Genomic DNA, 24,793 nt, shown 5'->3' on the forward strand with positions numbered 1-24,793 from the left:
TCGGGGTGAAGCGCGGAGAGGGGCTGCGGAGAGGAGTCGGAGAAGGCAGGCACGCAGAGACGCTAGAGCCGGCGGGCGACGCGCCGGTGAACGGCGGGTGTCCCTCGCGGATGTGGGCGGCCGGACGTACCCTCGTCGCATGTGCCGGAACATCCACACTCTTCACAACTTCGAGCCCTCCGCGAGCGACGAGGAGGTGCAGGCCGCCGCACTCCAGTACGTGCGCAAGATCAGCGGCACGACCAAGCCGTCGAAGGCGAATCAGGAGGCGTTCGACCGCGCCGTCGCCGAGATCGCGCACGTCACGGGTCACCTCCTCGAGGACCTCGTGGCGACGGTGCCGCCGAAGGACCGCGAGGTCGAGGCGGCGAAGGCGCGCGAGCGCTCGGCGAAGCGGTTCGCCACGGCCTGAGCGTCGCTAGCCGATGTAGTAGACGAGTCCGCGCTTCGACCGAGCCACCTCGGTCGTGAATCTCACTGCTCTGTCGAGGAAGCGGGAGATGTACTCCGCGTCGTCCTTCGTCGGATCTCCGGCGTCGAACACCTGTTGCAGCTCGACGAGGTCGTCCGCGATCTCCGCGATCTCCTCGGGCACGAGAGCCCGCATCCACGGAATCCAGCCGTACCCGTTCGGCGTCACCCGGCCCTCGAACATCCGGTGGGCCGGGCGCGGAGTCCCGCCCGGCGCTCGAGCAGCGGTCAGCGCCTGCAACGGCGACCAGGCCTTGTCCAGGTGGACCATGTCCCGCTCCGGCAAGGACTGCTCGAAGTTCGTGACCGCCATCGCAGCACCGTGGGGCATGCCCCAGGCATACGCCAGCGGATCGTCGCCGATCACGCTCCGTGGATCGGCCAGTGCCGCCTCGGTCCGATCGGCGTCGAAAGCGTATGCGTAGTATCTGATTCCCATCCGCCGATCCTGCCGAGCAGAGCGCGGCCGCATCGGCGAATCCGCCCCGCGTGGGGACGGCTCCCGTTCATCGCCCGCTGTGGAGGAGCGCCGCTCGTCACCTCCACACCTCTGGTCGCCGGCGTCAGAACGCGGCGGGCGGCAGGTCCGTCTCGCCGGCCTCGATCGCGTCCACGATGCGGCCGGCGACCGACGCCGGCGAGTGCCCAGCGCCGAACCTCGGGGCCGAGCCGGCGAGCGGATGCGTCGACAGCTCCGTCTCGGTGTGGCCGGGCCGAGCGTCGAGCAGCAGGACGCCCGCCCGCTTGTACTCACGCGCCGACGCCCTGACGAACGAGTACAGGGCGGCCTTCGACGCGGAGTACGCGGCGAGACCGGCGGTGGGAGCCTCGGCGACCACTCCGCTGATCGTGACCGCGAACGGCTCGCGCCCGGCCGTCGCCGACTGCGACAGCGCCTCGAAGGCGGCCGTCAGCAGCCGGATCGGTGCGAGTGCGTTCACCTCGACGAGCTCCTCGAGCACCGCGGGATCGAGCTCGGTCGACGGGCCGAAGGCGACGACACCGGAGGCGACCACTACGCCGTCGAGACGACCGTGCCGCGCCAGCACCTCGCTGATCAGCCGCCGCGGAGCCTCCTCGCCGCGCAGATCGGCGACCAGCGGTTCGGAACCCAGCGCGTCCGCGTCTCGTCCGGAGCGGACGGCTCGGGCGCCGCGCGCCTCCAGCTCGTCGGCGATGAGCCGGCCGAGCCCACCGGAGGCTCCGAGGACGAGGACGACGGCGCTATCGAGTCGGGTCATGCCCCCGAGCCTAGGCGGGGGGTCTGGCGCGGATCGCCTCTACCGTCCCCGCTCGGGGGGCCCTAGCCTGAACGCCATGTCGAGCCTCGCGACCCGTGCCTCGCTCCGCCGACTCTCCGAGGTCCTCGAGGATCCGGACCCGATCAACCGGGGCCACGCGCACTACGTCCGCGGTCTCATCGACGCGACCTCGGTCGCGGAGCAGTCGACGAGGCCCTGCGCGGGCGCCGTCGAGCAGCGCGCGGCGATCGCGCCGGACGACGCGGCCGAGGACGACCCGGCGCTCTGAGCCCTCGACTCCTCAGAAGTTGCGGTAGTCGCACGCGACTACCGCAACTTTCGCTGAATCGGATGTGCCCTCAAGCGCCTCGTAGACTCGATCGGCCGAGAGAACGGGGAGCCGGTGGACGAGGATCGACGCGCTCCGGCGGGCTGGTATCCGGAGGGCGCGGCGATGCGCTGGTGGGACGGCACCCGGTGGACCGAGGACCGCATGCCCGCCGCCGATCGCCCGCCGTCGCGCGCCGAGTCGCGTCCCGTCCTCCGCCTCCCGAACGCCGACGGCACCCCGACCGTCGACGCGATCGACGAGGCCGAGCGGATCGAGGAGATCGCCGACGTCCTCGGTAGGCCCCTGCGCGCCGCCGAGGTGGTCGAGGAGTCGCTCGAGGTCGAGCTGGTCCCCGAGCCCGACCATCCCACTGGAGCCCCCGCGATCTCGGTCCGCGCGCGGGGCCGCGTGATCGGCTACCTCCCCGACGCGATCGCCTACCGGCCCGCTATCGACCGGATCGTCGCGAGCGGAGTCGTCCCCGTGACGGGCGCGCGCCTCCGGGTCGAGCGCGGCGAGCAGGGGCTGCGGGCGTCCCTCCGACTCGCACTGCCGGCGCCCGACCTCGTGGTGCCGGTCAACCAGCCCCCGACGTCGCGCTACTCCGTGCTGCCCTGGGGTCGCGGGCTGCAGGTGCAGCGCGAGGACGAGCACTTCGCGCAGCTGACCGGGATCGTCGAGGGCCGCGCCCTCGTCCTGGTGACGCTGCACCTGCTCCCGAGCGAGCTGATCGAGGTGCGACTGAATGGCGCCCGTGTCGGCGAGCTCTCGCCCGGCACCTCGCCGCACTTCGCGCCCACCGTCCGCCATCTGGAGGGGCTCGGGCTCACGGCGACGGCCTACGCCGCACTGCGCAGCTCGCCCCTGAAGGCCGAGCTGACGCTCCAGGCGGCGCGCGCCTCCGAGCTGCCCGCGCACTGGGTGGACGGGCCAGCGGTGACGCTGCCCGTGCTCGGGCCCGCGACCGAGCGCTACGACGTGCCCGCCGCGTACGTCCGCCCGCTGCGCCGCTCCTCCCGCACCTCGGAGGCGATCAGTCGCTCGACCCGCCGCCTCATCGCCCGGGTCGTGGTCGCCATCGCGACTCTCGTCGGCCTCTCGAGCTGGATCATCGGAGACCTGCTCAACTGACGTTCACATCCCGGTCTCTCAGGCGGGAGCGAACGCTCCGGGGGGAGGCTCTACTGCCCGAGACGGTCGAGGAGATCCGCGTACCGAGCCCGCCCGTGCTCGGACAGGTCCGCAATGCCGTCGATCCGGACGCCGGCTCCTCCCGCCTCCGAGGAAGCAGGCGGTGCGGGGTCCGGCCCCCCGACGCTCTGCCGTACCCCGGACTCGGTCGACGAGCGCGTCTCTCCAGCGTGGACGCCTGTCACGTCCCGACAGCCGTGCCGTGCACCATCGTCTGGTGGAGGTCCTGGAGGACCCCGCCCCGATGGACCGAGGTCATGCCCGCCACGTGCGCCGGTTGATCACGGGGGCGATCGCCTCCGAATCGTCGCCGGCACGGGGCGGGGGTGGAGACCGCCCGCCGTGGTGCCGCTGTCGAGCGGATCGGGAGCGATGGAGGACCTCGTCGCGATCGCTCCGGAGGACCCGGCGCTCCGACAGCAGTGGTCAGTCCAGCTCCCCGTCGAGGGGCTCCTCGTTCCCCGGTTCGCCGTCACTCGGCTCCTCCTCTTGCGGTGCACCGTCTCCGTCCGACCCCCAGACGAAGAGCCCGGGCGGAGACGTGATCTCGACAAGAGCGTCCGACTCCGTCGTGATCGTCGCCCCCACCTCCGTCTCGATGTACTGCCCGCTGGTGTCGACCGCGACGCCGGCGCTCTCACCGGTCAGCGTCGCCGTGATCGTCTCGTCGACAGCGATCGTCCCGCTCCACGTCACGACCAGGTCGGGCCACTGGGTCTCCCAGGTCCAACCCTCCCGGTCGAAGTCTCCGTAAGCGCTGAACGCGGCGCGGCCGGCCTCGGGACCGACCGCCGCGGAGAGGGACGCTGTGAACGACCCCGTGAACTCGGTGTTCTCGGCGACCGAGAACGTCACATCCAGGCTGGTCGTCCCGTCGACGGGGAGGACGGAGTCGTAGAGGCCCCAGCTGACCGAGAGGGTCGGAGCGGTCGACGGGTCGCCGCCGTCGTCCGGCGCTCCTTCTCCGTCCGTTCCCCAGTACGCCTGCTCCGGCGCCGAGACGGCGACCTCGACCCCCTCGGGACTCGTGACGAGGACCGTCCTGGTGAAGGTGTCGACGTACCTGCCATCGGTGTCGATGTCGACCCGGCTCCCGGTGCCGGAGTCGCCGAGGTACCCGGTGGTCGCGGCGCTCGCGTCGAAGGAACCCGTGAAGGAGAGGAGGAGGTCCGGCCCGACCTGGGTGTAGCTCCAGCCGGGGTCGCCGCCGATGTCGCCGACCCCCGTCATCGTCGCGAGGACCTCGTCCGGGTCGGTGTAGGCGGAGGCGAGGAACGAGATGGAGCCGGTGAACACCTCCCCCTCGGTGAGCACAGCACCGAACTGGATGGCGGTCGACTCTCCGACCTTCAACTCGGCCTCGACGAACGTCCAGTAGACCAGGAGGCTGGGCGCAGTGGTCGACGCGGCGGCAGCCGGCGCCGACACCGCGGCGACCACGACCGGCGCCGTCCACCCCGCGGCCTGCACAAGGGAACGGCGGGTCGGCATCGACGGCGATGCGGAGGAGATGTCGCGGTTCACAGGTGCTCCGGTCGTCGGGAAGCTGCGGAGGCGTGGCCCCGCGGCAAGGCGGAACGACGCGATCGGCTGCGGGTCGCGTCGTGAAGGGGGTGCTCGCTCATCCTGTCAGCGGGCGGTCGCCCCCGACGGCGGATCCGCGCGCCCACGTACCCCCAGAACAGCACCGCCGCTCGCTTCTGGAGTGTCGAGGGCCGCGGCCCCGCGCACGACGCCTCTGCGGCCCCTCGTGGACTCGACGCGCCGAGAGGACGGAGCCCGGTGGACGACGAACGAGCCGCACCGGCGGCTGGTACAGCGACGACGCCGACCGGGAGTCGATGCGCTGGCGGGACGGCTCCTGCGCGTGGGTGGTCGTCGGGATCTCGGTCCTCGTGGGCCTCTCGAGCTGGATCATCGGCGATCTGCTGAACCGACCCGTGCACCTCCACCCCCGCTGATCCGGCGAGCCGGATCGGGTCAGTCTGCGGGAGGGCCCCACTGCACGTTGCGCGGACCCAGCACGACTGCCGTCGCCTCACCCGACTCGACCATCGGCTCGTAGCGCATCCGAGTGTCGACACCGGAGTCGTCGTCACGCAGTCTCAGTCCCGCCCCGTCGTCGTTCGTCAGGAATCCTTCGGCTCGGTCGTATCCCGAGACCGTGCCCTCCCACGTCAGGAGCACTCGGCCCGACAGGTTCTGATAGCCCCAGCCCTCGCCGTAGATGACGCCGAACCCGTCGAGATCGGCGCGGTCCTCCCCGACGAGAGCCGACATCAGGACGACGACGCGACCGGTGAAGGGCTCCGAGAAGGGCTCTCCGTCGAGTCGGCCGATCGCGGCGTACAGGTTGCGGGAGCCGTCGATCGGGTCCTCGGGCACTTCGATCGACAGGTCGACCAGGAGTTCCAGGGCGGCGTCGGAGGCCGCTGCCGAGGGGGCGGCGACGGCCGCTACTGCGATCGGCGTCGTCCACGCGGCTGCGCGAACGATGCTCCGTCGGGAGAGGGGAGCCGGATCCATGGTGTCCATTCCGCCCGTCGAGACGGACTGGGGGTGATGCAGGCGCGGTCCTGCCGTGCGCACGTCGGCTGCCCTCCGACTCGCGCAGCTGCCGCATCACGCGCCCGCTGCTCCGATCCGGGGCATTGACGGAGGTGACATCCGTCATCCTGTCAGTGCGACGGAGGAACGCGGGCCGGGCCGAGCCGGGTGCGCACCCCCCGAACAGCACCGACTTCGCGGTCGGCGTCGGTCTGAATCCCGGCACCGCTACACGTTGAAGCGGAACTCCACGACGTCGCCGTCCTGCATCACGTAGTCCTTGCCCTCGATGCGGGCCTTGCCCTTGGCGCGCGCCTCCGCGATCGAGCCCGTCTCGACCAGGTCGTCGAACGAGATGATCTCGGCCTTGATGAAGCCCTTCTGGAAGTCGGTGTGGATCACGCCGGCCGCCTGCGGAGCCGTCCAGCCCTTGCCGATCGTCCAGGCGCGCGTCTCCTTCGGGCCGGCCGTCAGGTAGGTCTGCAGCCCGAGGGTGTCGAAGCCGATGGTCGCGAGCTGGTTCAGGCCCGACTCGGTCTGGCCGGTCGACTCGAGCATCTCGGCGGCGTCGGCGGCGTCGAGGTCGATGAGCTCCGACTCCAGCTTCGCGTCGAGGAAGATCGCCTGCGCGGGCGCCACGAGCGCGGCCAGCTCGCCCTTGCGCGCGTCGTCGGTCAGCACGGCCTCGTCGACGTTAAACACGTAGATGAAGGGCTTCGCGGTCAGCAGGCCCAGCTCGCGGATCGGCTCGAGATCGATCGAGGACGCCGACAGCGGCTTGCCCTGATCGAGGAACTCGCGCGCCTTCTTGGCGGTCTCGACCACGATCGGCTCGATCTTGCGGCCCTTCAGCTCCTTCTCGTACCGCGCCTCGGCCTTCTCGAGGGTCTGCAGATCGGCCAGCACCAGCTCGGTGTTGATCGTCTCCATGTCGCTCGCCGCGTCGACCTTGCCGTCGACGTGCACGACGTCGGAGTCCTCGAAGCCGCGGATGACCTGGGCGATCGCGTCGGCCTCGCGGATGTTGGCGAGGAACTTGTTGCCGAGCCCCTCCCCCTCGGAGGCGCCGCGCACGATGCCGGCGATGTCGACGAACGAGACGGGCGCCGGCAGGATGCGCTCGGAGCCGAAGATGCCGGCGAGCACCTCGAGACGGGAGTCGGGCAGGTTCACGACCCCCACGTTGGGCTCGATGGTCGCGAACGGGTAGTTCGCGGCGAGCACCGTGTTCTTGGTCAGCGCGTTGAAGAGCGTCGACTTGCCGACGTTGGGGAGTCCGACGATTGCGATAGTGAGAGCCACGGGCGACCATCCTACGCGGGGCCGCGTGCCGCGGACGGCGGCGTCGGAGGTGCGTGAGAGGGTGAGGCGTGCCCATCGACTTCACCGCCATCGACTTCGAGACCGCCAACTCCCACGGGGCCTCCGCCTGCTCGGTGGGGCTCGTGAAGGTCCGGAACGGCCACATCGTCGACCGCGCGGGCTGGCTGATCCGCCCGCCCTACGGCTTCGACGACTTCCTCGAGTGGAACACGCGGATCCACGGCATCCGCAAGCACGACGTGCACGCCGCCGCCACCTGGAGCGAGCAGTTCGCCGATCTCGTCGCCTTCGCGGGAGACGACGTCTTCGTCGCCCACAACGCCGGCTTCGACATGGGAGTCATCCGCGCCGCCTGCGCCGCGACCGCCCTCGAGCACCCCGAGTACGACTACCTCTGCTCGCTCCAGCTCGCCCGCAAGACCTACGAGCTCGACTCCTACCGCCTGCCCGTCGTCGCCATGGCCGCGGGCTTCGAGGACTTCCGCCACCACGACGCCTCGGCCGACGCGGAGGCGTGCGCCGCGATCGTCGTGCACGCCGCCCGGCGCCACGGTGCGGCGAGCATGGCCGCGCTCGGCGAGCTCGCCGGCGTCTCGGTCAAGCGGCTGCGGCCGAAGGCGCCCGTCGCCGCCTGATCACTCCCCCGCGCGCGGGTCGCCGAACCAGTTGCTGAAGATGCGCCAGAAGTTGCGGTTGCCGTAGGCGGAGCAGGCGTCGCCCTCTCCGTAGAGGTTCTCGAGCGCCGCCGCGTTCGGCTGGTACGGCGTGTAGTAGTAGAGACCCGCGGTCGCCGCGTTCTCGATCAGCACCGGAGCCGTCCCGCAGGTCGCGTCGGGCGAGTACTGGATCTCGCTCGTCTCGCCCACCGGGTACCAGTCGAAGCTGCTGTCCGGGTTGCGATAGCGCTGGAACTGCCAGGCGGCTCCATAGACCTGGCCGAAGAACCCGAAGTAGTCGCTGTCGCAGTCGGCCGTGTCGGGGCAGCCGTAGCCGGTCGCGCTGCGGAACTGGCGCTCGCTCGGCGACGCGTCGGTCACGAGCGACTGCTCCTTCTGCAGCAGGACGAGGAGCACCGCGGGGCTCACGCCGCAGGCGACGGCCACCGATCCGATGATCTCGGCGGCGGAGCGGTTCGGCCCGCCCCGGTACGCGGCGCACTGCTCGTCCGCGGCCACGTCGCCGGTGTCCTCCGCGTAGTCGCGCAGGCACGGCACGTCGGTGCCCTCGCACTCCGGGACCCGCGCGTCGAGGAACGCCTGGACGGTCAGCGGTCCGAGGGCCTGGCCGTCGAAGAACACCTCGTCCGACACGATGTCCCCGGCGTCGAAGCCCGAGCCGTCCACTCCGCCGGCGAGGTCCGTCCACATCCGGATGCTCGTGGGCTCGGGCTCGGGAGCCGCCGTCGCCGTCAGATCGGTCGCTCCCGTGAGCAGGAGGGCGGCGAGGAGCGCGGCGAGAACGGAAGCGCCTCCCCGCCGACGCCGGGCGTCGGTCGAGGAGGCGCTCATGCCTCCACGCTAGCGGCAGGGGCGGAGGCGATCAGCCGCAGGACTCGAGTCGCGCGACCGAGTCGGACAGCGTCCCGGTACCGCCGAGCAGCACAACCTTCTTGGCTCCGAGCGTGCGGATGTCGTCGAGCACGGCCTGCGGGACGCAGGTCGGCTGCACGGCGAAGAGCGGGCTCCTCGTGAACCCGGCCGCGGTCGCCCCCGCGAGAGCATCCGGGAACTTCTCGCCCGTCGCGAGGTAGACGGTGCTCGCCGACGTGAACGCCGCGCGGTTGAGCTTCTCGGAGGTGTCGTAGCGGTTGACGCCGCCGATGCGCGTCGAGGTCACCGGCAGGGAGTTCTTGATCCCCTCGCTGACCGAGAGCGCGCTGCCCGCGATGGTGAGGGTCTTGACGCCCAGCTGACTGACGAGGCTCTTCGTCGTGGCGTCGGCCGTCGGGAGACCGCCGTTCACGAGCACGACCGGCGCCCTGACCGATCCCGCGGCCGCGCTCGCACTGAGAGCGTCCGGGAACTTCTCGCCCGTCGCGAGCCAGGCCTTCGTGGAGCCCTGCGGGAACGCGTACTGGATGATCTGCTTCGAGGTGTCGTAGCGGTCGACTCCGCCGATGCGCTGGATCGACTTCGTGTACTCGGCGAGGTCGTTCTTGAGCGCGTCGCTCACGCTGAGCGCCGATCCGACGACGACGATCTTGGCCGGCTTCAGCCGGGTCAGCTCGTCGCGCACGGCCTGGGTCATCGAGTCGCGGTCGACCAGGAGGAGCGGGCCGCCCTGCTTCGCGGCCGCCGGCCCTGCGCTGAGCGCGTCGGGGAAGTTGCCGCCGGTCGCGACGTAGACGACCGGCACGTTCGCACCGAAGGTCGCCTTCGAGATCTCGACGGCCGTGCCCTGGCGGTCGCTGCCGGCGAGACGGCTGACGGCCACGGAGCCCTGGTTGCTGGCAGTCGTGCAGCCGAGGTCCTTCGATCCGGGGGCCTTCGAGTCGCCGGAGCCGGTCCAGAGGTTCCAGGCGACGGAGGCGGCGCTCACGCAGACGGTATAGGTGCCCTGCGCCGACGCCGGCACCGTGGCGGTGAAGCCGTGCCGGCGACCCGCAGCCGGGTACTCGCCGGGGATGTCGCCGCGGTCGCCGCCTGCGCTCTGCGTGCGGACGGTCTTGGAGCCGTCGGGAGCGGTGACGGTCACCGTGGTCGAGAGGGCCGTCTGCTGGGTGGTCGGGTCGACGGCCCAGCCGGAGGCGGTGAGGGTGCCACCGGAGATGCGCGGCGCGTCCTGACGGCCGACCGGCGCGATCCCCGCGTTGGCGAGCGTTCCGTTCCAGTCGCTGAAGATGTACCAGAAGTTGATGTTGCCGTAGGTCGCGCAGGCCTGGTTGCCGCTGTTGGTGAGCGCGTAGTCGTTCGGCTGGTAGGGCGTGTAGTAGTAGAGGTTCGCCGTGGCCTGGTTGCGGATCGTCACGGGCGACGAACCGCACGAGGTGTCGGGGTTGTAGAGGATGCTCGGCGTCGTGTCCTTCGCGTACGCGGTGAAGGTGGAACCCGATCCGGGCGGGTTCGCGTACTTCTTGAACTGACGCGCGGCCCCGTAGACCTGGGTGAAGAAGCCGGCCGAACCGTTGTCGCAGCCGGTCGAATCGGGGCAGTTGAAGCCGGTCGCACGGTTGTAGAGGCGCTCGGTGGGGCTGGTCGTCGTGACCAGGCTGGTCTCCTTCTGCACCAGCACGGCGAGCACGAGCGGGTTGATGCCGCAGGCCTCACCGACCCGGGTGAAGATCGACGCCGCCGACTCCCGCGAGCTGCCGGTGTACGCCTTGCACATCGCGTCGGCCGCCTTGCTCGGCGTCTGCTGACTGAACGCCTTGAGGCACGGGACGCCGTTGGGGGTGCCGGAGCAGTTCTGGCCCTTGTCGTCGAGGATCGCCTGCATCTGCGAAGCGGTGCGCGAATCGCTGTCGAAGAAGTTCGCGTCGCTGAAGATGTACCCGGCGCGGAAGCTCTTGGTGCTGCTCGCCTCGTACTGCACCGCCTGGTCGGGCAGCCCGGTGCCGTCGTCGACCGCGACGAGCGAATCGGTCGTACCCGGGTCGACGAGGACGGACGCCGGCGGGGCGACGTCCTCGGCAGCGGAGGCGGACGAGATCGGGACGATAGCGGTTCCGAGCCCGACGGCGACGGCGAGCGCGGCGGTGAGCAGGCGCGATGAGCGGCGGTGATTCCCCATGATTGCGAAGCCTACGGGCAAGCACCGACGCCACCGCTCCCCGGCCACTACACCCTTCCGAGGGGCAGGAGCACGGATGTCGGAGGTCCGTGGTGTCATCACCGGCATGGACTACTCCTTCGTCATCGGCCTCGCGATCGGCGCCCTGCTCGCCTCGATCGCGGCGCTCCTCCTCATCCGCTCCCGTACTCCCGATGCCGCCCTCTCGCTCGAGCTCGCCACCGCGCGCGCTCGCGCCGAGGGTCTGGAGGAGCGGCACGAGGCCGTCGTCGAGCAGCACCGCGAGCACCTCGGCTCGGCCCGCGAGCAGATCCGCGAGCTGCAGGAGCAGCTCCGGGTCGTCGCCGAGCGCGAGCGGCACGACGCGCGGATCCTGCAGACCCTCTCCCCCGTCGCCGAGAGCCTGCGCGGCATGCAGGAGTCGGTGCGGCGGCTCGAGAGCGAGCGCGCCGCCCAGTTCGGCGCGATCACCGAGCAGCTCGAGGTGCAACGCGTCGCGGGCGAGCGGCTGCGCTCGACCACCGAGACCCTCGCCTCGGCGCTGCGATCCAGCACCAGCCGGGGCGCCTGGGGCGAGACGCAGCTGCGCAACGTCGTCGAGGCGGCCGGGCTCACCCAGCGGGTCGACTTCGACGTGCAGTTCGGGCTCGAGGGCGAGGCCGGTCGCGGGCGCGCCGACATGGTCGTCCGCCTCCCCGGCGGCAAGGCGATCGCGGTCGACGCCAAGGTCCCGTTCGACTCCTACCTCGAGGCGAGCGCCATCCCCGTCGGGGCGGGCACCGACGAGGAGGCGCGCCGCACGGCGCTCCTGCGGGCCCACGTCCGCGCGCTCCGCGGCCACATCGACGCGCTCGCCGCCCGCGAGTACTGGAGCGGGCTCCCCGCGAGCCCGGAGTTCGTGATCGCCTTCATCCCCAGCGAGCCGCTGCTCGCCAGCGCGCTCGACGCCGACCCGAGCCTGCTCGAGTACGCCTTCCGCAAGCGCGTCGCGCTCGCCTCCCCGGTCACCCTCTGGTCGGTCCTCAAGACCGTGGCGTACACCTGGCAGCAGGACGTCCTGACCGACGACGCGAAGCGCCTCCTCGACCTCGGCAAGACGCTCTACGCGCGGCTCGGCACGCTCGCCGACCACGCCGAGGGGCTGCGCCGCTCCCTCGAGAAGACGGTCGACTCCTACAACGCCTTCGCCGGCTCGCTCGAGAGCCGCGTGCTCGTCACCGCGCGCCAGTTCGACACCCTCGACGAGTCGCGGGTCATCGCCCCGCTCGGAGGCGTCACCGCCTCACCCCGTCGCCTCACCGCTGTCGAGCTCCTGACTCCCGACACCCTCGACGACGAGCGGAGCGCCTGACGGGCAGGATCGCGCCCGTTCGCGCGTCATCGAGAGGAGCGCCCGTAGGGAGGTGGGTCTCGATACGCCGCCTTCGGCGGCTACTCGACCGGCGGGCCGGCGGGGCGTCCTCCCGAGAGACGGTTCTCCCGGGAGATGTCACCTCACCGCTGTCGCCCCATCCATGCTGATCGAGCCCGCAGCCCGCGCAGCGGGCGTATCGAGATCCACATCCGTCAGAAGGCCGGGCAGAAGCCTGATCTGCTGACGCCGGTGGGTCCCGATACGCCCCTGCGGGGCTACCCGACCAACATGCCGGCGAGGCGACTCGACGTGACCCGGGGCGCGGCGGACAGGTTCGCTAGAGCCACTTCTCCGCGAGGTGCTGGGCGGTCACGCGGCGGATGGTGCCCGAGCGGGAGCGCAGGACGATCGACTCCGTCGTGATGACGTGGCCCTCCTTGCGCACGCCTTTCACGAGCCCGCCGTTCGTGACGCCGGTGGCGACGAAGTAGGTGTTGTCGCTGCGGACCAGGTCGTTCGCGTGCAGCACGCGGTCGAGGTCGTGTCCGGCGTCGAGGGCGCGCTGGCGCTCGTCGTCGTCCTTCGGGTGGAGCTTGCCCTGGATCACTCCGCCGAGCGCCCGGATCGCGCACGCCGTGATGATGCCCTCGGGGGTGCCTCCGATGCCGACGCACATGTCGAGGCGCGAGTCGTGGCGGGCCGCGTTGATGCCACCCGCGACGTCGCCGTCGAGCAGCAGTCGCGTGCCCGCACCGGCGGCCCGGATGTCGTCGATCAGCTGCGCGTGCCGCGGCCGGTCGAGCACCGCGATGCGCATCTCGTCGACCGGCTTGCGCTTGGCGCGGGCAAGAGCGCGGATGTTCTCGCCGATCGGCCGCTCGATGTCGATGATGCCGACGCCCTCGGGCCCGGTCACGATCTTCTGCATGTAGAAGACGGCGGAGGGATCGAACATCGCTCCGCGGTCGGCGACGGCGATCATCGACAGCGCGTTCTGGCGACCCGCCGCGGTCAGCGAGGTGCCGTCGATCGGGTCGACCGCGATGTCGGCGGCGGGACCCGAGCCGTTGCCGACGTGCTCGCCGTTGTAGAGCATGGGCGCGTTGTCCTTCTCGCCCTCGCCTATCACGACCACGCCGTCGAAGTTGACGGTGCCGAGGAACGTGCGCATCGCGTCGACGGCGGCACCGTCGGCGGCGTTCTTGTCGCCCTTGCCGATGAAGGGCACAGCACGGATGGCCGCGGCCTCGGTGGCACGGACGAGCTCCATGCCGAGGTTCCGGTCAGGGTGGAGATACAGAGAGTCGTTGTCGGTCACAGCGCGGAGTCCTTCGCATTCGATTCGTGCAGACGGCGTCGTCGCAGGACCCGCTGTCGCGGATCCCCATCCCGGCTCGAAGCCTACCGGAGGCGCCCGACGCACCCCGGGGGCGGCCCAGCCCCGCCTCGCTAGACTCATCGGCGACGCGGGCCTCGCCCGACCCACTCCCGTTCATCCGTCAAAGGAGATGCCATGCCCGTCGCTACCCCGGACCAGTACGCAGAGATGCTCGACAAGGCGAAGGCCGGCGGATTCGCCTACCCCGCCTTCAACGTCTCGTCCTCGCAGACGATCAACGCCGTGCTGCAGGGCCTCACCGAGTCCGGCTCGGACGGCATCATCCAGGTCACCACGGGAGGCGCGGACTACTTCGCCGGCCACACCGTGAAGAACCGCGCAGCGGGCGCGATCGCCTTCGCGAAGTTCGCGACCGAGGTCGCCAAGAACTACCCGGTCACCGTCGCGCTGCACACCGACCACTGCCCGCAGAACGCGCTCGAGGGCTTCGTCTACCCGCTGATCGCCGCCTCCGAGGAAGAGGTCAAGGCCGGCCGCGAGCCGCTGTTCCAGTCGCACATGTGGGACGGCTCCGCCGTGCCCCTCGACGAGAACCTCGCCATCGCGAAGGAGATCCTCCCCCGCGTCAAGAACATCAACGCGATCCTCGAGGTCGAGATCGGCGTCGTCGGCGGCGAGGAGGACGGGGTCTCGCACGACATCAACGAGCACCTCTACACCACGCTCGACGACGCGATCGCGACCGTCGAGGCACTCGGATTCGGCGAGCAGGGCCGCTACATGGCGGCGCTGACCTTCGGCAACGTGCACGGCGTCTACAAGCCGGGCAACGTGCGCCTGCGTCCCGAGCTGCTCCGCGAGATCCAGGACGGCCTGCAGCAGAAGTACGGCACCGCCGCCCTGCCGCTCGACCTCGTCTTCCACGGCGGCTCCGGCTCGACCGACGAGGAGATCGCCGAGGCCGTCCGCAACGGTGTCGTGAAGATGAACATCGACACCGACACGCAGTACGCGTTCAGCCGCTCGATCGCCGACACCGTGCTGAAGAACTACGACGGCTTCCTCAAGGTCGACGGCGAGGTCGGCAACAAGAAGGTCTACGACCCGCGCGCCTGGGGCAAGATCGCCGAGACCGCCATGGCCGCCCGCGTGGCCGAGGCCACCCGCCAGCTCGGCTCCGCCGGGCACTCCGGAAAGTAGGACAGCACTCCGTGACGAACGCACACGACCAGCCGGGCCGCGCCGAGCGCCCGAAGCCGCAGTACGGCGAGTACGCGCCGCCCGGCTGGTCGTGGCAGCCTCCCGAGGAGGCGGTGGTCGTCCCGGACCCGCGCGGCTCCGACTCCGACCCGCGGCCCGCCACGGCGGCCGCGCGTCCGGCCGCGGCGCACCCCGTCGACCGGCTGCTGACGATCGTGCTGCTGGCCCTCGGCGTCTTCTTCGCCGTGCCGACTCTGCTCGACCCGTCGAGCTTCGCGACCACGCTCGAGGAGCTCTACCAGAGCCAGGGCATCGGCACCTACGCCTCGCCCGATCTCGCTCGGGCCCTCGGAGTCGTCCTCGCCCTCGCGCAGTCGCTGATCGTCGCCTTCGCCGTCTGGATCTCGATCCGCCGGCTGCGCGCCGGCAAGCGCGCCGTGCTGGTGCCCATCCTGGGGATCGTCGCGACCGTCGTCCTCTCGATGATCGTCGCCGCGATCGCGATCCTCGGCGACCCGACCTTCAGCGAGTACGTCAACCAGATGTCCGCGCAGGGCTCGGCCGGCATCGACGCCTGATCCCGCGCTCACGCGAAGAGGCCGCCCTCCCTCGGGAGTGGCGGCCTCTTCGCTTGTGCGGTGCGAGCGTCAGCTCGCGGCGCTGATCCGTCCGCCGACGCCGCGGGCGTCGCGCTTGCCGGCGACGTCCTTCCGCAGCTCCTTGGGCAGCGAGAACATCAGGTCCTCCTCGGCCGTCTTGACCTCCTCGACGTCGCCGTAGCCGGCGGCGGCGAGGTCGTCGAGCACCTCGCGCACGAGGATCTCGGGCACCGAGGCGCCGCTCGTGACGCCGACGGTGCGGATGCCGTCGAGCCACTCCTGCTTGATCTCGCTCGCGTAGTCGATCCGGTACGAGGCCTTCGCGCCGTACTCGAGCGCCACCTCGACGAGGCGGACGGAGTTCGACGAGTTCGCCGAGCCGACCACGATCACGAGCTCGGCGCCGGCCGCGACCTTCTTGATCGCGACCTGGCGGTTCTGGGTCGCGTAGCAGATGTCGTCGCTCGGCGGGTCCTGCAGGTTGGGGAAGCGCTCGCGGAGGCGGCGCACCGTCTCCATCGTCTCGTCGACCGAGAGCGTCGTCTGCGAGAGCCAGACGACCTTGTCCGGGTCCTTCACGTGGATGTTCGGCACGTCGTCGGGGCTGCCGACGAGGGTGACGTGATCGGGAGCCTCTCCCGCGGTGCCCTCGACCTCCTCGTGTCCCTCGTGGCCGATGAGGAGGATCTCGAAGTCGTCGCGGGCGAAGCGCACGGCCTCGCGGTGCACCTTCGTGACCAGCGGGCAGGTCGCGTCGATCGCCTGCAGGTTGCGGTCGGCGGCACCCTGCACGACGGCGGGCGACACCCCGTGGGCGCTGAACACCACGTGCGATCCCTCGGGGATCTCGTCGACCTCGTCGACGAAGATGGCGCCCTGGCTCTCGAGCGTCGAGACGACGTGCACGTTGTGCACGATCTGCTTGCGCACATAGACCGGGGCGCCGTAGTGCTCGATCGCCTTCTCGACGGCGACCACCGCGCGGTCGACACCGGCGCAGTAGCCGCGCGGGGCGGCGAGGAGGACGCGCTTGGGCCCGTCGACGGGGATGTCGCGCAGACGTCCCGCAGCGCGGGGCATGCGGGGCATGGGCAGACTGATCTGGGCTTCGCTCACTCCATGATTCTACGGGCTCGATCCTGAGCCGCCGCGGTGTCGGAGGCATCCCGTACCGTTGTCGACGCGGGTCCGCCCCCCCGCTCCCCCCGCCCGCTCCAGCGAAGGCACCGATGACAGACGCCCCTCCCACCGCAGACGCCCCCTGGCCGGTCGGCCTGCTCGCGAGCAAGATCAAGGGCTGGATCGAGCGGCTGGGCACCGCCTGGGTCGAGGGCGAGATCACGCAGTGGGGCGTGTCGGGCGGCAACGTCTACGGAAAGCTCAAGGATCTCTCGGGCGACGCGACGGTGGGATTCACGGTGTGGTCCTCGGTCCGCGCCCGCCTCCCCGCCGATCTGGCGCAGGGCGACCGCGTCATCGCCCTCGTGAAGCCCAACTACTGGGTCAAGGGCGGCACGCTCTCGATGCAGGTCTTCGAGATGCGGCACGTCGGTCTCGGCGACCTGCTCGAGAAGCTCGAGCGCCTGCGCCGGCAGCTCGCCTCCGAGGGGCTGTTCGAGGCGGGCCGCAAGAAGCCGCTCCCCTTCCTTCCGCACGGCATCGGCCTGATCACGGGAAAGGACTCCGACGCCGAGAAGGACGTCCTCCGGAACGCCCAGCTGCGCTGGCCCGCCGTGCGGTTCCGCGTCGTGCACGCCGCGGTCCAGGGCGAGCGCACGGTGACCGAGGTCCTCGCGGCCCTTCGCACGCTCGAGGCCGACGAGAGCGTCGACGTGATCGTGATCGCCCGCGGCGGCGGCGACTTCCAGAACCTGCTCGGCTTCAGCGACGAGAGGCTCGTGCGCGCGGTGGCCGCCTGCACGACCCCCGTCGTGAGCGCGATCGGCCACGAGGCCGACCGGCCGCTCCTCGACGACGTCGCCGATCTCCGAGCCTCCACACCGACCGACGCGGCCAAGCGCGTGGTCCCCGACGTCTCCGACGAGCTGCTGCGCATGCAGCAGGCGCGACTGCGGATGACCAGCCGGGTCAGCGGGCTCGTCTCGCACGAGGTCGATCGTCTCTCGCAGCTGCGCACGCGGCCCGTGCTCGCGCAGCCCCACGTCCTGGTCGACCGCCACGCCGAGGAGCTCACCCGCTGGGTCGCGCGCGGGGCCGAGCTCGTCGAGCGGCGGATCGAGCGGGCCCACCTCGAGGTGGAGCGCCTCCACGGGCAGCTCCGCGCGCTGTCGCCGCAGCACACGCTCGATCGCGGCTACGCGATCGTGCAGAACGCCTCGGGCCACGTGGTCCGCGCTCCCGCCGACGCGGCGTCGGGAGAGGCGCTCGTCCTGACCCTGGCGGAGGGCGGCGTCGCGGCGCGGTCCGAGGGCGCATCGGCCGATCCCGCCGGGCGCGGATGACAACATCCGCACCGAGTCCCCCTCCAGCACCGATCGATAGGATCATCCCCATGGCCGACGCCCGCACCGACTCCCCCGCCTCGGAGGGCACATCGTCCCCGGGCACGGCCGAGCTCAGCTACGAGCAGGCCCGCGACGAGCTCGTCCGGGTCGTCTCCGAGCTCGAGCAGGGCAACTCGACCCTCGAGCGCTCGCTCGCACTGTGGGAGCGAGGCGAGGCCCTCGCGGCACGCTGCGAGGAGTGGCTGATCGGAGCGCGGGCGCGCCTCGACGCCGCCCGCTCCGGCGGATCGAGCGCCGGATGAGCCGCAGCGGCAAGCAGGCCCGCGTGGTCGCGGAGCTCGGCCGTCCCGAGACCCCGGCCGAGATGGCCGCCCGCAAGGCCGAGAACTCCCGGCTCTACCGCCAGCGCAAGACCGTCAACAACCTCGTCTTCTCCCTCCTGGCCACGGTCGGCGTCGTCGCCCTCATCGTGCTGGTCGTCCCGCGCGGCGACGGCACGGAGCGTCCCCCGGTCGACGTCTCCGACGTCGCGTCGCAGCTGCAGCTCGGTGAGACGCAGACTCTCGTCGTCCCCGAGATGCCCGAGGGCTGGTCGGCCAACGCCGCCGAGCTGCGCACCGACGGCGGCGTCGACTACTGGTACGTGGGCCTGCTCACCCCGAACGCGGGCTACATCGGCGTGAGCCAGGGCTTCGAGGCCGACGAGGACTGGGTCGGCTCGCAGCTCGACCGTGCCGCCGCGACCGGAGTCGAGCAGATCGACGGCCGCGACTGGACGGTCTACGACCGCCGCGACTCGGGAGCGGACACGGGCAACACCCCGTACGCTCTCGAGACGACGGAGGGGTCGAGCACCTACCTCGTCTACGGCACCGCGTCGACGGAGGAGATCCGCGAGGTCGTCGACGCCATCGCCCCGCAGATCGGCAAGGAGGAGTCACGATGAGCCACGACCTGAACGACCGGGACGCACCGCAGTCCATCCCCGTCCCCCGGGAGTCCCGACCGCCCGCCTGGGTGTGGAAGGAGATGCTGCGGGGCAACCAGCGCTTCGTCGCCGGCGAGCCCCGCCACCCGCGCCAGGACGTCGAGCGTCGCGCCGAGATCGCCGCCGAGCAGAAGCCGCTCGCCGCCCTGTTCGGCTGCAGCGACTCGCGCCTGGCCGCCGAGATCATCTTCGACCTGGGCCTCGGCGACCTCTTCGTCGTCCGCAACGCGGGTCAGGTCATCGCCGACTCGATCATCGGCTCGCTCGAGTACGGCGTGGCCGTCCTCGGGGTCAAGCTGATCCTCGTGCTCGGCCACGACGAGTGCGGCGCCGTGAAGGCGGCGATCCAGTCGCAGGCCCCCGGCGCGGAGCGCCTCCCGCCGCACATCGAGCACCTCATCGAGCCGATCATCCCCGCGGTGCGCCGCATCGTCGGCCCCCAGCCCGACGGCCGCGTCCTCGTCGACCCGTCGGCGACCGACGCCCTCGCCGTCGGGAGGGAGCACCTGCGCGACACCGTCGCCGAGCTGCTCCAGCGCTCCCCGCTCATCGCCGACGCCGTCGCCTCGGGCGAGCTGGCCGTCGTGGGGGCGAACTACCGCCTCTCGGACGGCACCGTGGGCTCCGACGTCGTCCTCGGCATCGACCCGCCGCAGCTGAGCCCGTACCTCTCCGAGCAGGAGCGGATGCTGACGCCGCTCCAGGCCGTCGAGCCCGACGGTTCACCGCTCCTCTAGCCGGCCGGCGCGACACACGTCAGCCGGCACTCCAGACGACGCCGACAACCCGCACGGCGCCGACGACACAGAAGACAAGGACGAACACAGCGTGGTGGATCACTCCCCGACCGATTCCGGCGATTACCGCATCGAGCACGACACGATGGGCGAGGTGCGCGTCCCCCGCGATGCGCTCTACGCCGCGCAGACGCAGCGCGCGGTCGAGAACTTCCCGATCTCGGGGGCGGGCCTCGAGTCCGCGCAGATCGCCGCCCTCGCGCGGATCAAGAAGGCCGCAGCACTCGTGAACGCCGAGCTGGGCGTCCTCGACGCCGATATCGCCCGCTCCATCGCGGACGCGGCCGACCTCGTCGTCGGCGGCGGCTACGACGAGCACTTCCCGATCGACGTCTACCAGACCGGATCCGGCACCTCGTCGAACATGAACATGAACGAGGTGCTCAGCACTCTCGCGACGACCGCGCTCGGCCGCACCGTGCACCCCAACGACCACGTCAACGCCTCGCAGTCCTCGAACGACGTCTTCCCGACCTCGGTGCACGTCGCCGTGACTGGCGCGCTGATCGAGAGCCTCATCCCCTCGCTCGAGCACCTCGCCGAGGCCCTCGAGGTCAAGGCTCAGCTGTGGTCCGAGGTCGTCAAGTCGGGGCGGACCCACCTGATGGACGCGACGCCCGTGACCCTCGGCCAGGAGTTCGGCGGCTACGCGATGCAGATCCGGCTCGGCATCGAGCGCGTCCGCTCGGCGCTGCCCCGCGTCGCGGAGGTCCCGCTCGGCGGCACGGCGGTCGGAACGGGCATCAACACCCCGGCCGGCTTCCCGCAGAAGGTCATCGCCCGCCTCGCCGACGAGACCGGGCTGCCCGTCACCGAGGCGCGCGACCACTTCGAGGCGCAGGGCGCACGCGACTCCCTCGTCGAGGCCTCGGGCGCGCTGCGCGTCCTCGCCGTCAGCCTCACCAAGATCAACAACGACATCCGCTGGATGGGCTCCGGCCCCAACACCGGGCTCGGCGAGCTGCACATCCCCGACCTCCAGCCCGGCTCGTCGATCATGCCCGGCAAGGTCAACCCGGTCATCCCGGAGGCGGTCCTCATGGTGTGCGCCCGCGTCATCGGCAACGACGCCACCATCGCCTGGGCCGGCGCCTCGGGCGCCTTCGAGCTCAACGTCGCGATCCCGGTCATGGGCACCGCCCTGCTCGAGTCGATCCGCCTCCTGTCGAGCTCGGCGACCCTCCTCGCCGACAAGACCGTCGACGGCCTGACGGCGAACGTCGAGCGCGCCCGCGCCCTGGCCGAGTCCTCGCCGTCCATCGTCACGCCGCTCAACAAGGTGATCGGCTACGAGGCCGCCGCGAAGGTCGCCAAGAACTCGGTCGCGAAGGGCATCACCGTCCGCGAGTCGGTCGTCGACCTCGGCTTCGTCGAGCGCGGCGAGGTGACGGAGGAGCAGCTGGACGCGGCCCTCGACGTCATGTCGATGACCCGGCCGGGCTGAATCGTTTCGTGAGGTCTGCGCGAGCGCAGACCTCACCGCGGTCGGCAGAGCGGAGGGGGCGTTTCGCAGAGCGGGGTGCGAACGGCTACGGCGAAACGCTGGCACGCGTTTCGCCGGTTCGCCTCCGCGGTGGTCGGCTGGTCCGGGTACGGGCTGCTCGGTCGAGGTGATCCGGGCGCGCACGGCGGACTCGGTGGATCCCCTTGCCTGGGCATGCTGACCGAGCCCGCAGAACGGGCCTATCGAGCGGCGAAGCCGCTTCTCCTGCCGACGGCGGCGAATCGGCGCGCGGCGTCCTCCCCATGCTGGTCGAGTAGCCCCGCAGGGGCGTATCGAGACCCACCGGCGTCAGCAGACCAGCCTTCCGATCCGGCCTTCTGACGCTGGTGGATCTCGATACGCCCGCTCCGCGGGCTACTCGATCAGCGAGGAAGGAGCCCGCCACACGAGCTGCTTGATCAGCGAGGAAGGAGCCCGCCATACGAGCTGCTTGATCAGCGAGGAGGGGGTCCGCTGTACGGGTCGCTCGATCAGCGAGGAGGGGGTCCGCTGTACGGGTCGCTCGATCAGCGGGGAAGGGGGCCCGCTCCGTGGGCTGCTGACCAGCGAGGAGGGGGCGCGCTCCGCGGCCCACTCGAGCGGCAGCGAAGGGAGAAGACCCGCCAGCGTCGGAAGTCGGGGGCAGCGGTCCGCCGACGATCACGGACGGCGGGACCACGCGGGCGCGCGCTCGGGGCGCGGGCCGACTCCGACGAGGAGGGCGGGCACGACCGCGAGGGCCGGGAGGGTGCGCAGGAGCGCGACGACGGACGGCGGCGGGCCCGACAGGCGGCCGCTCAGCGCCGGCAGGATCAGGCGGGCGTGCAGGAGCCTCTGCAGGGTCTGGACGAGTACGGCGGGGAGTCCGCGACGGCGCTGGACGCGCGCGAGCAGCGTGTCGCCTCCGCTCCCGAAGACGCCCCTGCGGAGGGGGCCGGCCAGAAGCCGGGCCGTCGCGACGGCGTCCTGGACGGCGAGGTTGATGCCGACTCCGCCGACGGGAGACATGGCGTGCGCGGCGTCGCCGATGCAGAGCACGCCCGGCGCGTGCCAGCGGCGGAGGCGGTCGAGGCGGACGTCGAGGTGCTTCACCTCGTCCATCGACGCGATCGCGTCGACGTCGTCGGCCACCTCGGGCAGGAGTGCCGCCGCCTCCGCCCGGAAGGCCTCGATCCCACGGGCGCGCACCTCGGCATCGGTGCCCTTCCGCCCCAGGCGCGCAACCTGGAGGTAGCCGCGACGCGGGATGGCGATCGCCACCCGGCCCGCCCCGATCCGCGGCAGCAGCGACTCCCCCACCGCGCGCCCGGTCGGGATCCGATACCACCAGACGTCGAAGCCGACGGCGACCTCCCGCGCCTCGAGGCCGACCGAGCGGCGCACCGCCGACCATCGCCCGTCGCAGGCGACGGTGAGGTCGGCGAGGAGTCGCCCCGACCCCGACGGCGCCGTGAACCGGACTCCGACGACGCGGTCGCCGTCGCGGACGACCTCCGTCACCTCGTGCTCGGTGAGGAGGGTGAACGACGGTTCGGCCGCTGCCGCCTCGGCGAGCAGATCCAGCAGGTCCCACTGCGGCACCATCGCGATGTACGCATGCCGCACCGGCAGCCGCGAGAAGTCGGCCAGGACCGCGGGGGCACCGTTCGCCGTCGGGACGCTCACGCGCCGGATCCTCGACTGCGGCAGCGCGTCGAAGCGGGCCAGGAGCCCGAGGTCGTCGAGGAGCCCGAGCGTCGTCGGGTGCACCGTGTCGCCGCGGAAGTCGCGCAGGAAGTCCGCGTGCTTCTCTAGCACCGTCACCTCGACGCCGGCGCGCGCGAGCAGCAGGCCGAGCACGAGCCCCGCCGGCCCGGCTCCCACGATCACGCAGGTCGTCCGCGCGTCCCGATCCATCGGAGCCTCCCCCCGCGGCGAGTACCGCCGCGTCCGGTCTACCACCGCGCCGACGGAGAGACCAGGCCCGCTCAGCCGGCCGCGACGACGATCCAGAAGCCGGCGAGCAGGAAGGGTCCGAACGCGACCCGTGAGCGGTCGCCGGCGAGCAGCTGCGGCAGTGTCCAGACGCCGGCGAGGAGGAAGGCCGCTCCGACTCCCGCGGCCGCACGACCGGATCCGAGCGCCGCGAGCGGGAACGCCAGCCCTGCTCCGAGCTTCACGTCGCCCATCCCGAGCCCGCCGGCGAGGTGGAGCGCACCGAGGACCAGCGCGACCTCGGCGACCGTCGGCACCTCTTCCGGCGCCTGCACGGCGCCTGCAGCGAGGATCGGCACGGTGAGCACGTTCGGCAGAAGGTGCCGGCGCACGTCCGCGAGCACGAGCGGCACCGAGACCGCCGCGATCACGAGCCCCGCGACACCCGCTCCCCCGGCAACGGCGACCACCCCCAGCGTCAGAGCTCCGAGCACGACGGCGACCCCATCGAGTACGGGGCCCTGGCGCATCCGCCGACCGTAGACCGAACGGCGCCCGCCCTGCAGAAGTTCTCCACAGCCCGGCCGTCCACTGGAGTGGGCCCCTTCGAAGGACCTCTCGCGGAGTCAGTCCCGGGCCGTGACCGGGCCGAGCCAGGCGTTCGCGAACGTCGAGTGCGCCGACTCGTCGTCGGAGGGGTGGAAGAGCCCTGCCAGCACGTCGCGGTAGAGCCGGGACAGCTCCGAGTGCCGCGAGTAGGCGGAGCCCCCCGACGCACGCACGGCGCTCTCGACGATGCGCAGCGCCGCCTCCGTGGTGCGGATCTTGACCCCGACCAGCGAGGGGAACCAGCGCGCGCCCCGGTCGATCAGCGCGTCGACATCGGCGGCGGCCGAGTGCAGAGGAGCCTCCAGGCCGTCGAGCAGGATGGCCGCGTCGGCGATCCGCCAGCGGATGTCGGGGTCGTCGGCCAGCGAGCGGCCGCCCGCCTTGAGCGAGGTGCGGCGCCGAGCCGCCTCGACGGCGAGGGTCAGCGCCCGCTGCGCGATCCCGAGGTAGACGGAGGCGATCAGCAGCTCGAAGTTCGCGAAGATCGCGAAGACCAGCGGGTCGGCGGAGGGGCCGACGGGCAGCGAGCGGAACATCCGCTCGGCCGGCACCTCGACGCCGTCGAGCACCGTGGTCCTGCTCTGCGTCGCGCGCATGCCGAGCGTGTCCCAGTCGTCGCGGACGCTGAGGCCCGCCACGGGCGACTCCGGCGATTCGCGGTCGATGAAGCCGTGCACGAGGCGGGGCTCGGGACCGCTGTCGTCGCGGCCGAACACTCCGAGCCGCGTCCAGGCCGGTGAGAGCGAGGTGAAGACCTTGGTGCCGGTGAAGCGGTGGCCGCCGTCCGGCAGCGGCTCGGCCCGCGTGAGCGAGTCGAAGAGGACGAGGTCGTTGCCGGCCTCGCTGTTGCCGAAGGCGAAGACGTGACCGGCGGCCGCGTCGCGCAGCACGTGCGTCAGGGAGTCGTCGCCGCGCTCGCGGAGGACGCGCGCGACGCCCGTCCAGACGAGGTGCATGTTGATCGCGAGCGCGGTGGCCGGAGCGGCGGTCGCCAGGCGCGTCTGCTCGGCCGCGACCTGCTCCAGGCCGAGGCCCGGGCCGCCGAGATCCTCGGGGACGAAGAGCGCCAGGTAGCCGATCGACCGCAGCTCGTCGAGGTCCTCGGCGAAGAAGGCGTTGCGCTCGTCGTAGTCGGCGGCGCGGAGACGGAAGCGCTCGAGGAGCGCGTCATCGAGGATGCTCACCTCCCCACGGTACGCCGCCCGCCCCGGC

General features: G+C 71.6%; 24 protein-coding genes. 12 read left to right on the top strand and 12 right to left on the bottom strand.

Annotated features, from left to right (window positions below; all coding sequences use genetic code 11):
• Window positions 1–139: 139 nt before the first annotated feature.
• Entirely contained in the window at window positions 140–412 is a 273-nt protein-coding gene (locus GRS96_RS14470; protein ID WP_159856459.1) for a DUF2277 domain-containing protein, read from the top strand.
• Window positions 413–418: 6 nt separating this feature from the next.
• Here the strand turns inward: GRS96_RS14470 and GRS96_RS14475 are convergent, their stop codons facing one another.
• Both GRS96_RS14475 and GRS96_RS14480 read right to left on the bottom strand, forming a co-directional pair.
• Complete coding sequence (locus GRS96_RS14475) at window positions 419–784, bottom strand: hypothetical protein (RefSeq protein WP_204162093.1); 366 nt, start codon at window positions 782–784, stop codon at window positions 419–421.
• Between the two features lie 250 nt (window positions 785–1,034).
• Window positions 1,035–1,712 (bottom strand): SDR family NAD(P)-dependent oxidoreductase, encoded by a 678-nt coding sequence (locus tag GRS96_RS14480; protein ID WP_159856463.1) that lies wholly within the window; start codon window positions 1,710–1,712, stop codon window positions 1,035–1,037.
• A 76-nt stretch (window positions 1,713–1,788) separates the two neighbouring features.
• Here GRS96_RS14480 and GRS96_RS14485 point away from each other — a divergent pair, with 76 nt between their 5' ends.
• Both GRS96_RS14485 and GRS96_RS14490 read left to right on the top strand, forming a co-directional pair.
• Window positions 1,789–2,001, top strand: coding sequence for a hypothetical protein (locus tag GRS96_RS14485; RefSeq protein WP_159856465.1), 213 nt, complete (start codon window positions 1,789–1,791; stop codon window positions 1,999–2,001).
• A 114-nt stretch (window positions 2,002–2,115) separates the two neighbouring features.
• On the top strand, window positions 2,116–3,174 hold the full coding sequence (locus tag GRS96_RS14490; RefSeq protein ID WP_159988820.1) for a DUF2510 domain-containing protein: 1,059 nt from the start codon (window positions 2,116–2,118) through the stop codon (window positions 3,172–3,174).
• Between the two features lie 486 nt (window positions 3,175–3,660).
• On the opposite strand, the gene GRS96_RS14495 is transcribed toward GRS96_RS14490, so the two are convergent.
• The 3 genes from GRS96_RS14495 to ychF form a co-directional block, all read right to left on the bottom strand.
• A complete protein-coding gene (locus GRS96_RS14495; protein ID WP_159988821.1) occupies window positions 3,661–4,758 on the bottom strand; it encodes a hypothetical protein in 1,098 nt (365 codons plus the stop codon).
• Between the two features lie 456 nt (window positions 4,759–5,214).
• The gene (locus tag GRS96_RS14500; RefSeq protein WP_159856471.1) at window positions 5,215–5,760 is read right to left on the bottom strand and encodes a hypothetical protein; all 546 of its coding nucleotides are present in this window, start codon (window positions 5,758–5,760) and stop codon (window positions 5,215–5,217) included.
• A 249-nt stretch (window positions 5,761–6,009) separates the two neighbouring features.
• Window positions 6,010–7,083, bottom strand: a complete 1,074-nt coding sequence (gene ychF / locus GRS96_RS14505) for a redox-regulated ATPase YchF (protein WP_159856473.1) — start codon at window positions 7,081–7,083, stop codon at window positions 6,010–6,012.
• A 68-nt stretch (window positions 7,084–7,151) separates the two neighbouring features.
• On the opposite strand from ychF, the gene GRS96_RS14510 reads away from it, so the two are divergent.
• Complete coding sequence (locus tag GRS96_RS14510) at window positions 7,152–7,739, top strand: exonuclease domain-containing protein (RefSeq protein ID WP_159988822.1); 588 nt, start codon at window positions 7,152–7,154, stop codon at window positions 7,737–7,739.
• Here GRS96_RS14510 and GRS96_RS14515 read toward each other — a convergent pair whose 3' ends face one another.
• Both GRS96_RS14515 and GRS96_RS14520 read right to left on the bottom strand, forming a co-directional pair.
• The gene (locus GRS96_RS14515; RefSeq protein ID WP_159856477.1) at window positions 7,740–8,612 is read right to left on the bottom strand and encodes a hemagglutinin; all 873 of its coding nucleotides are present in this window, start codon (window positions 8,610–8,612) and stop codon (window positions 7,740–7,742) included.
• Between the two features lie 31 nt (window positions 8,613–8,643).
• A complete protein-coding gene (locus GRS96_RS14520) occupies window positions 8,644–10,833 on the bottom strand; it encodes a cell wall-binding repeat-containing protein (RefSeq protein WP_159988823.1) in 2,190 nt (729 codons plus the stop codon).
• Window positions 10,834–10,909: 76 nt separating this feature from the next.
• On the opposite strand from GRS96_RS14520, the gene GRS96_RS14525 reads away from it, so the two are divergent.
• A complete protein-coding gene (locus GRS96_RS14525) occupies window positions 10,910–12,184 on the top strand; it encodes a DNA recombination protein RmuC (RefSeq protein ID WP_159856481.1) in 1,275 nt (424 codons plus the stop codon).
• Between the two features lie 340 nt (window positions 12,185–12,524).
• Here GRS96_RS14525 and glpX read toward each other — a convergent pair whose 3' ends face one another.
• Window positions 12,525–13,457, bottom strand: a complete 933-nt coding sequence (gene glpX / locus GRS96_RS14530) for a class II fructose-bisphosphatase (RefSeq protein WP_159856483.1) — start codon at window positions 13,455–13,457, stop codon at window positions 12,525–12,527.
• Window positions 13,458–13,700: 243 nt separating this feature from the next.
• Here glpX and fbaA point away from each other — a divergent pair, with 243 nt between their 5' ends.
• Window positions 13,701–14,726, top strand: a complete 1,026-nt coding sequence (fbaA, locus tag GRS96_RS14535) for a class II fructose-bisphosphate aldolase (RefSeq protein WP_159856485.1) — start codon at window positions 13,701–13,703, stop codon at window positions 14,724–14,726.
• 11 nt (window positions 14,727–14,737) lie between these two features.
• The gene (locus GRS96_RS14540; protein WP_159988824.1) at window positions 14,738–15,304 is read left to right on the top strand and encodes a DUF6264 family protein; all 567 of its coding nucleotides are present in this window, start codon (window positions 14,738–14,740) and stop codon (window positions 15,302–15,304) included.
• A 69-nt stretch (window positions 15,305–15,373) separates the two neighbouring features.
• On the opposite strand, the gene GRS96_RS14545 is transcribed toward GRS96_RS14540, so the two are convergent.
• A complete protein-coding gene (locus tag GRS96_RS14545; RefSeq protein ID WP_159856942.1) occupies window positions 15,374–16,414 on the bottom strand; it encodes a 4-hydroxy-3-methylbut-2-enyl diphosphate reductase in 1,041 nt (346 codons plus the stop codon).
• 140 nt (window positions 16,415–16,554) lie between these two features.
• Between GRS96_RS14545 and xseA the strand changes: the two genes are divergently transcribed.
• The 5 genes from xseA to GRS96_RS14570 all read left to right on the top strand — a co-directional run bounded on the left by xseA (window position 16,555) and on the right by GRS96_RS14570 (window position 21,019).
• Window positions 16,555–17,787 carry an exodeoxyribonuclease VII large subunit gene (xseA, locus tag GRS96_RS14550; protein WP_159988825.1) on the top strand — a complete coding sequence of 411 codons (1,233 nt, stop codon included), beginning with the start codon at window positions 16,555–16,557 and terminating at the stop codon, window positions 17,785–17,787.
• 50 nt (window positions 17,788–17,837) lie between these two features.
• On the top strand, window positions 17,838–18,092 hold the full coding sequence (locus tag GRS96_RS14555) for an exodeoxyribonuclease VII small subunit (protein WP_159856491.1): 255 nt from the start codon (window positions 17,838–17,840) through the stop codon (window positions 18,090–18,092).
• Window positions 18,089–18,736 (top strand): DUF4245 domain-containing protein, encoded by a 648-nt coding sequence (locus tag GRS96_RS14560; protein WP_159856493.1) that lies wholly within the window; start codon window positions 18,089–18,091, stop codon window positions 18,734–18,736. Before GRS96_RS14555 ends, GRS96_RS14560 begins: the two co-directional genes overlap by 4 nt.
• A gap of 83 nt (window positions 18,737–18,819) precedes the next feature.
• A complete protein-coding gene (locus GRS96_RS14565; RefSeq protein WP_159856944.1) occupies window positions 18,820–19,515 on the top strand; it encodes a carbonic anhydrase in 696 nt (231 codons plus the stop codon).
• Window positions 19,516–19,606: 91 nt separating this feature from the next.
• Window positions 19,607–21,019, top strand: coding sequence for a class II fumarate hydratase (locus GRS96_RS14570; protein WP_159856495.1), 1,413 nt, complete (start codon window positions 19,607–19,609; stop codon window positions 21,017–21,019).
• A gap of 699 nt (window positions 21,020–21,718) precedes the next feature.
• Here the strand turns inward: GRS96_RS14570 and GRS96_RS14575 are convergent.
• The 3 genes from GRS96_RS14575 to GRS96_RS14585 all read right to left on the bottom strand — a co-directional run bounded on the left by GRS96_RS14575 (window position 21,719) and on the right by GRS96_RS14585 (window position 24,765).
• Entirely contained in the window at window positions 21,719–22,954 is a 1,236-nt protein-coding gene (locus GRS96_RS14575; protein ID WP_159988826.1) for an FAD-dependent oxidoreductase, read from the bottom strand.
• 71 nt (window positions 22,955–23,025) lie between these two features.
• Window positions 23,026–23,502 (bottom strand): prepilin peptidase, encoded by a 477-nt coding sequence (locus tag GRS96_RS14580; protein ID WP_159988827.1) that lies wholly within the window; start codon window positions 23,500–23,502, stop codon window positions 23,026–23,028.
• Between the two features lie 96 nt (window positions 23,503–23,598).
• Complete coding sequence (locus GRS96_RS14585; protein WP_159988828.1) at window positions 23,599–24,765, bottom strand: acyl-CoA dehydrogenase family protein; 1,167 nt, start codon at window positions 24,763–24,765, stop codon at window positions 23,599–23,601.
• Between the last annotated feature and the right edge of the window lie 28 nt (window positions 24,766–24,793).

Origin of the sequence: Rathayibacter sp. VKM Ac-2803 (assembly GCF_009807175.1) — a bacterium.
Taxonomy (GTDB): domain Bacteria; phylum Actinomycetota; class Actinomycetes; order Actinomycetales; family Microbacteriaceae; genus Rathayibacter.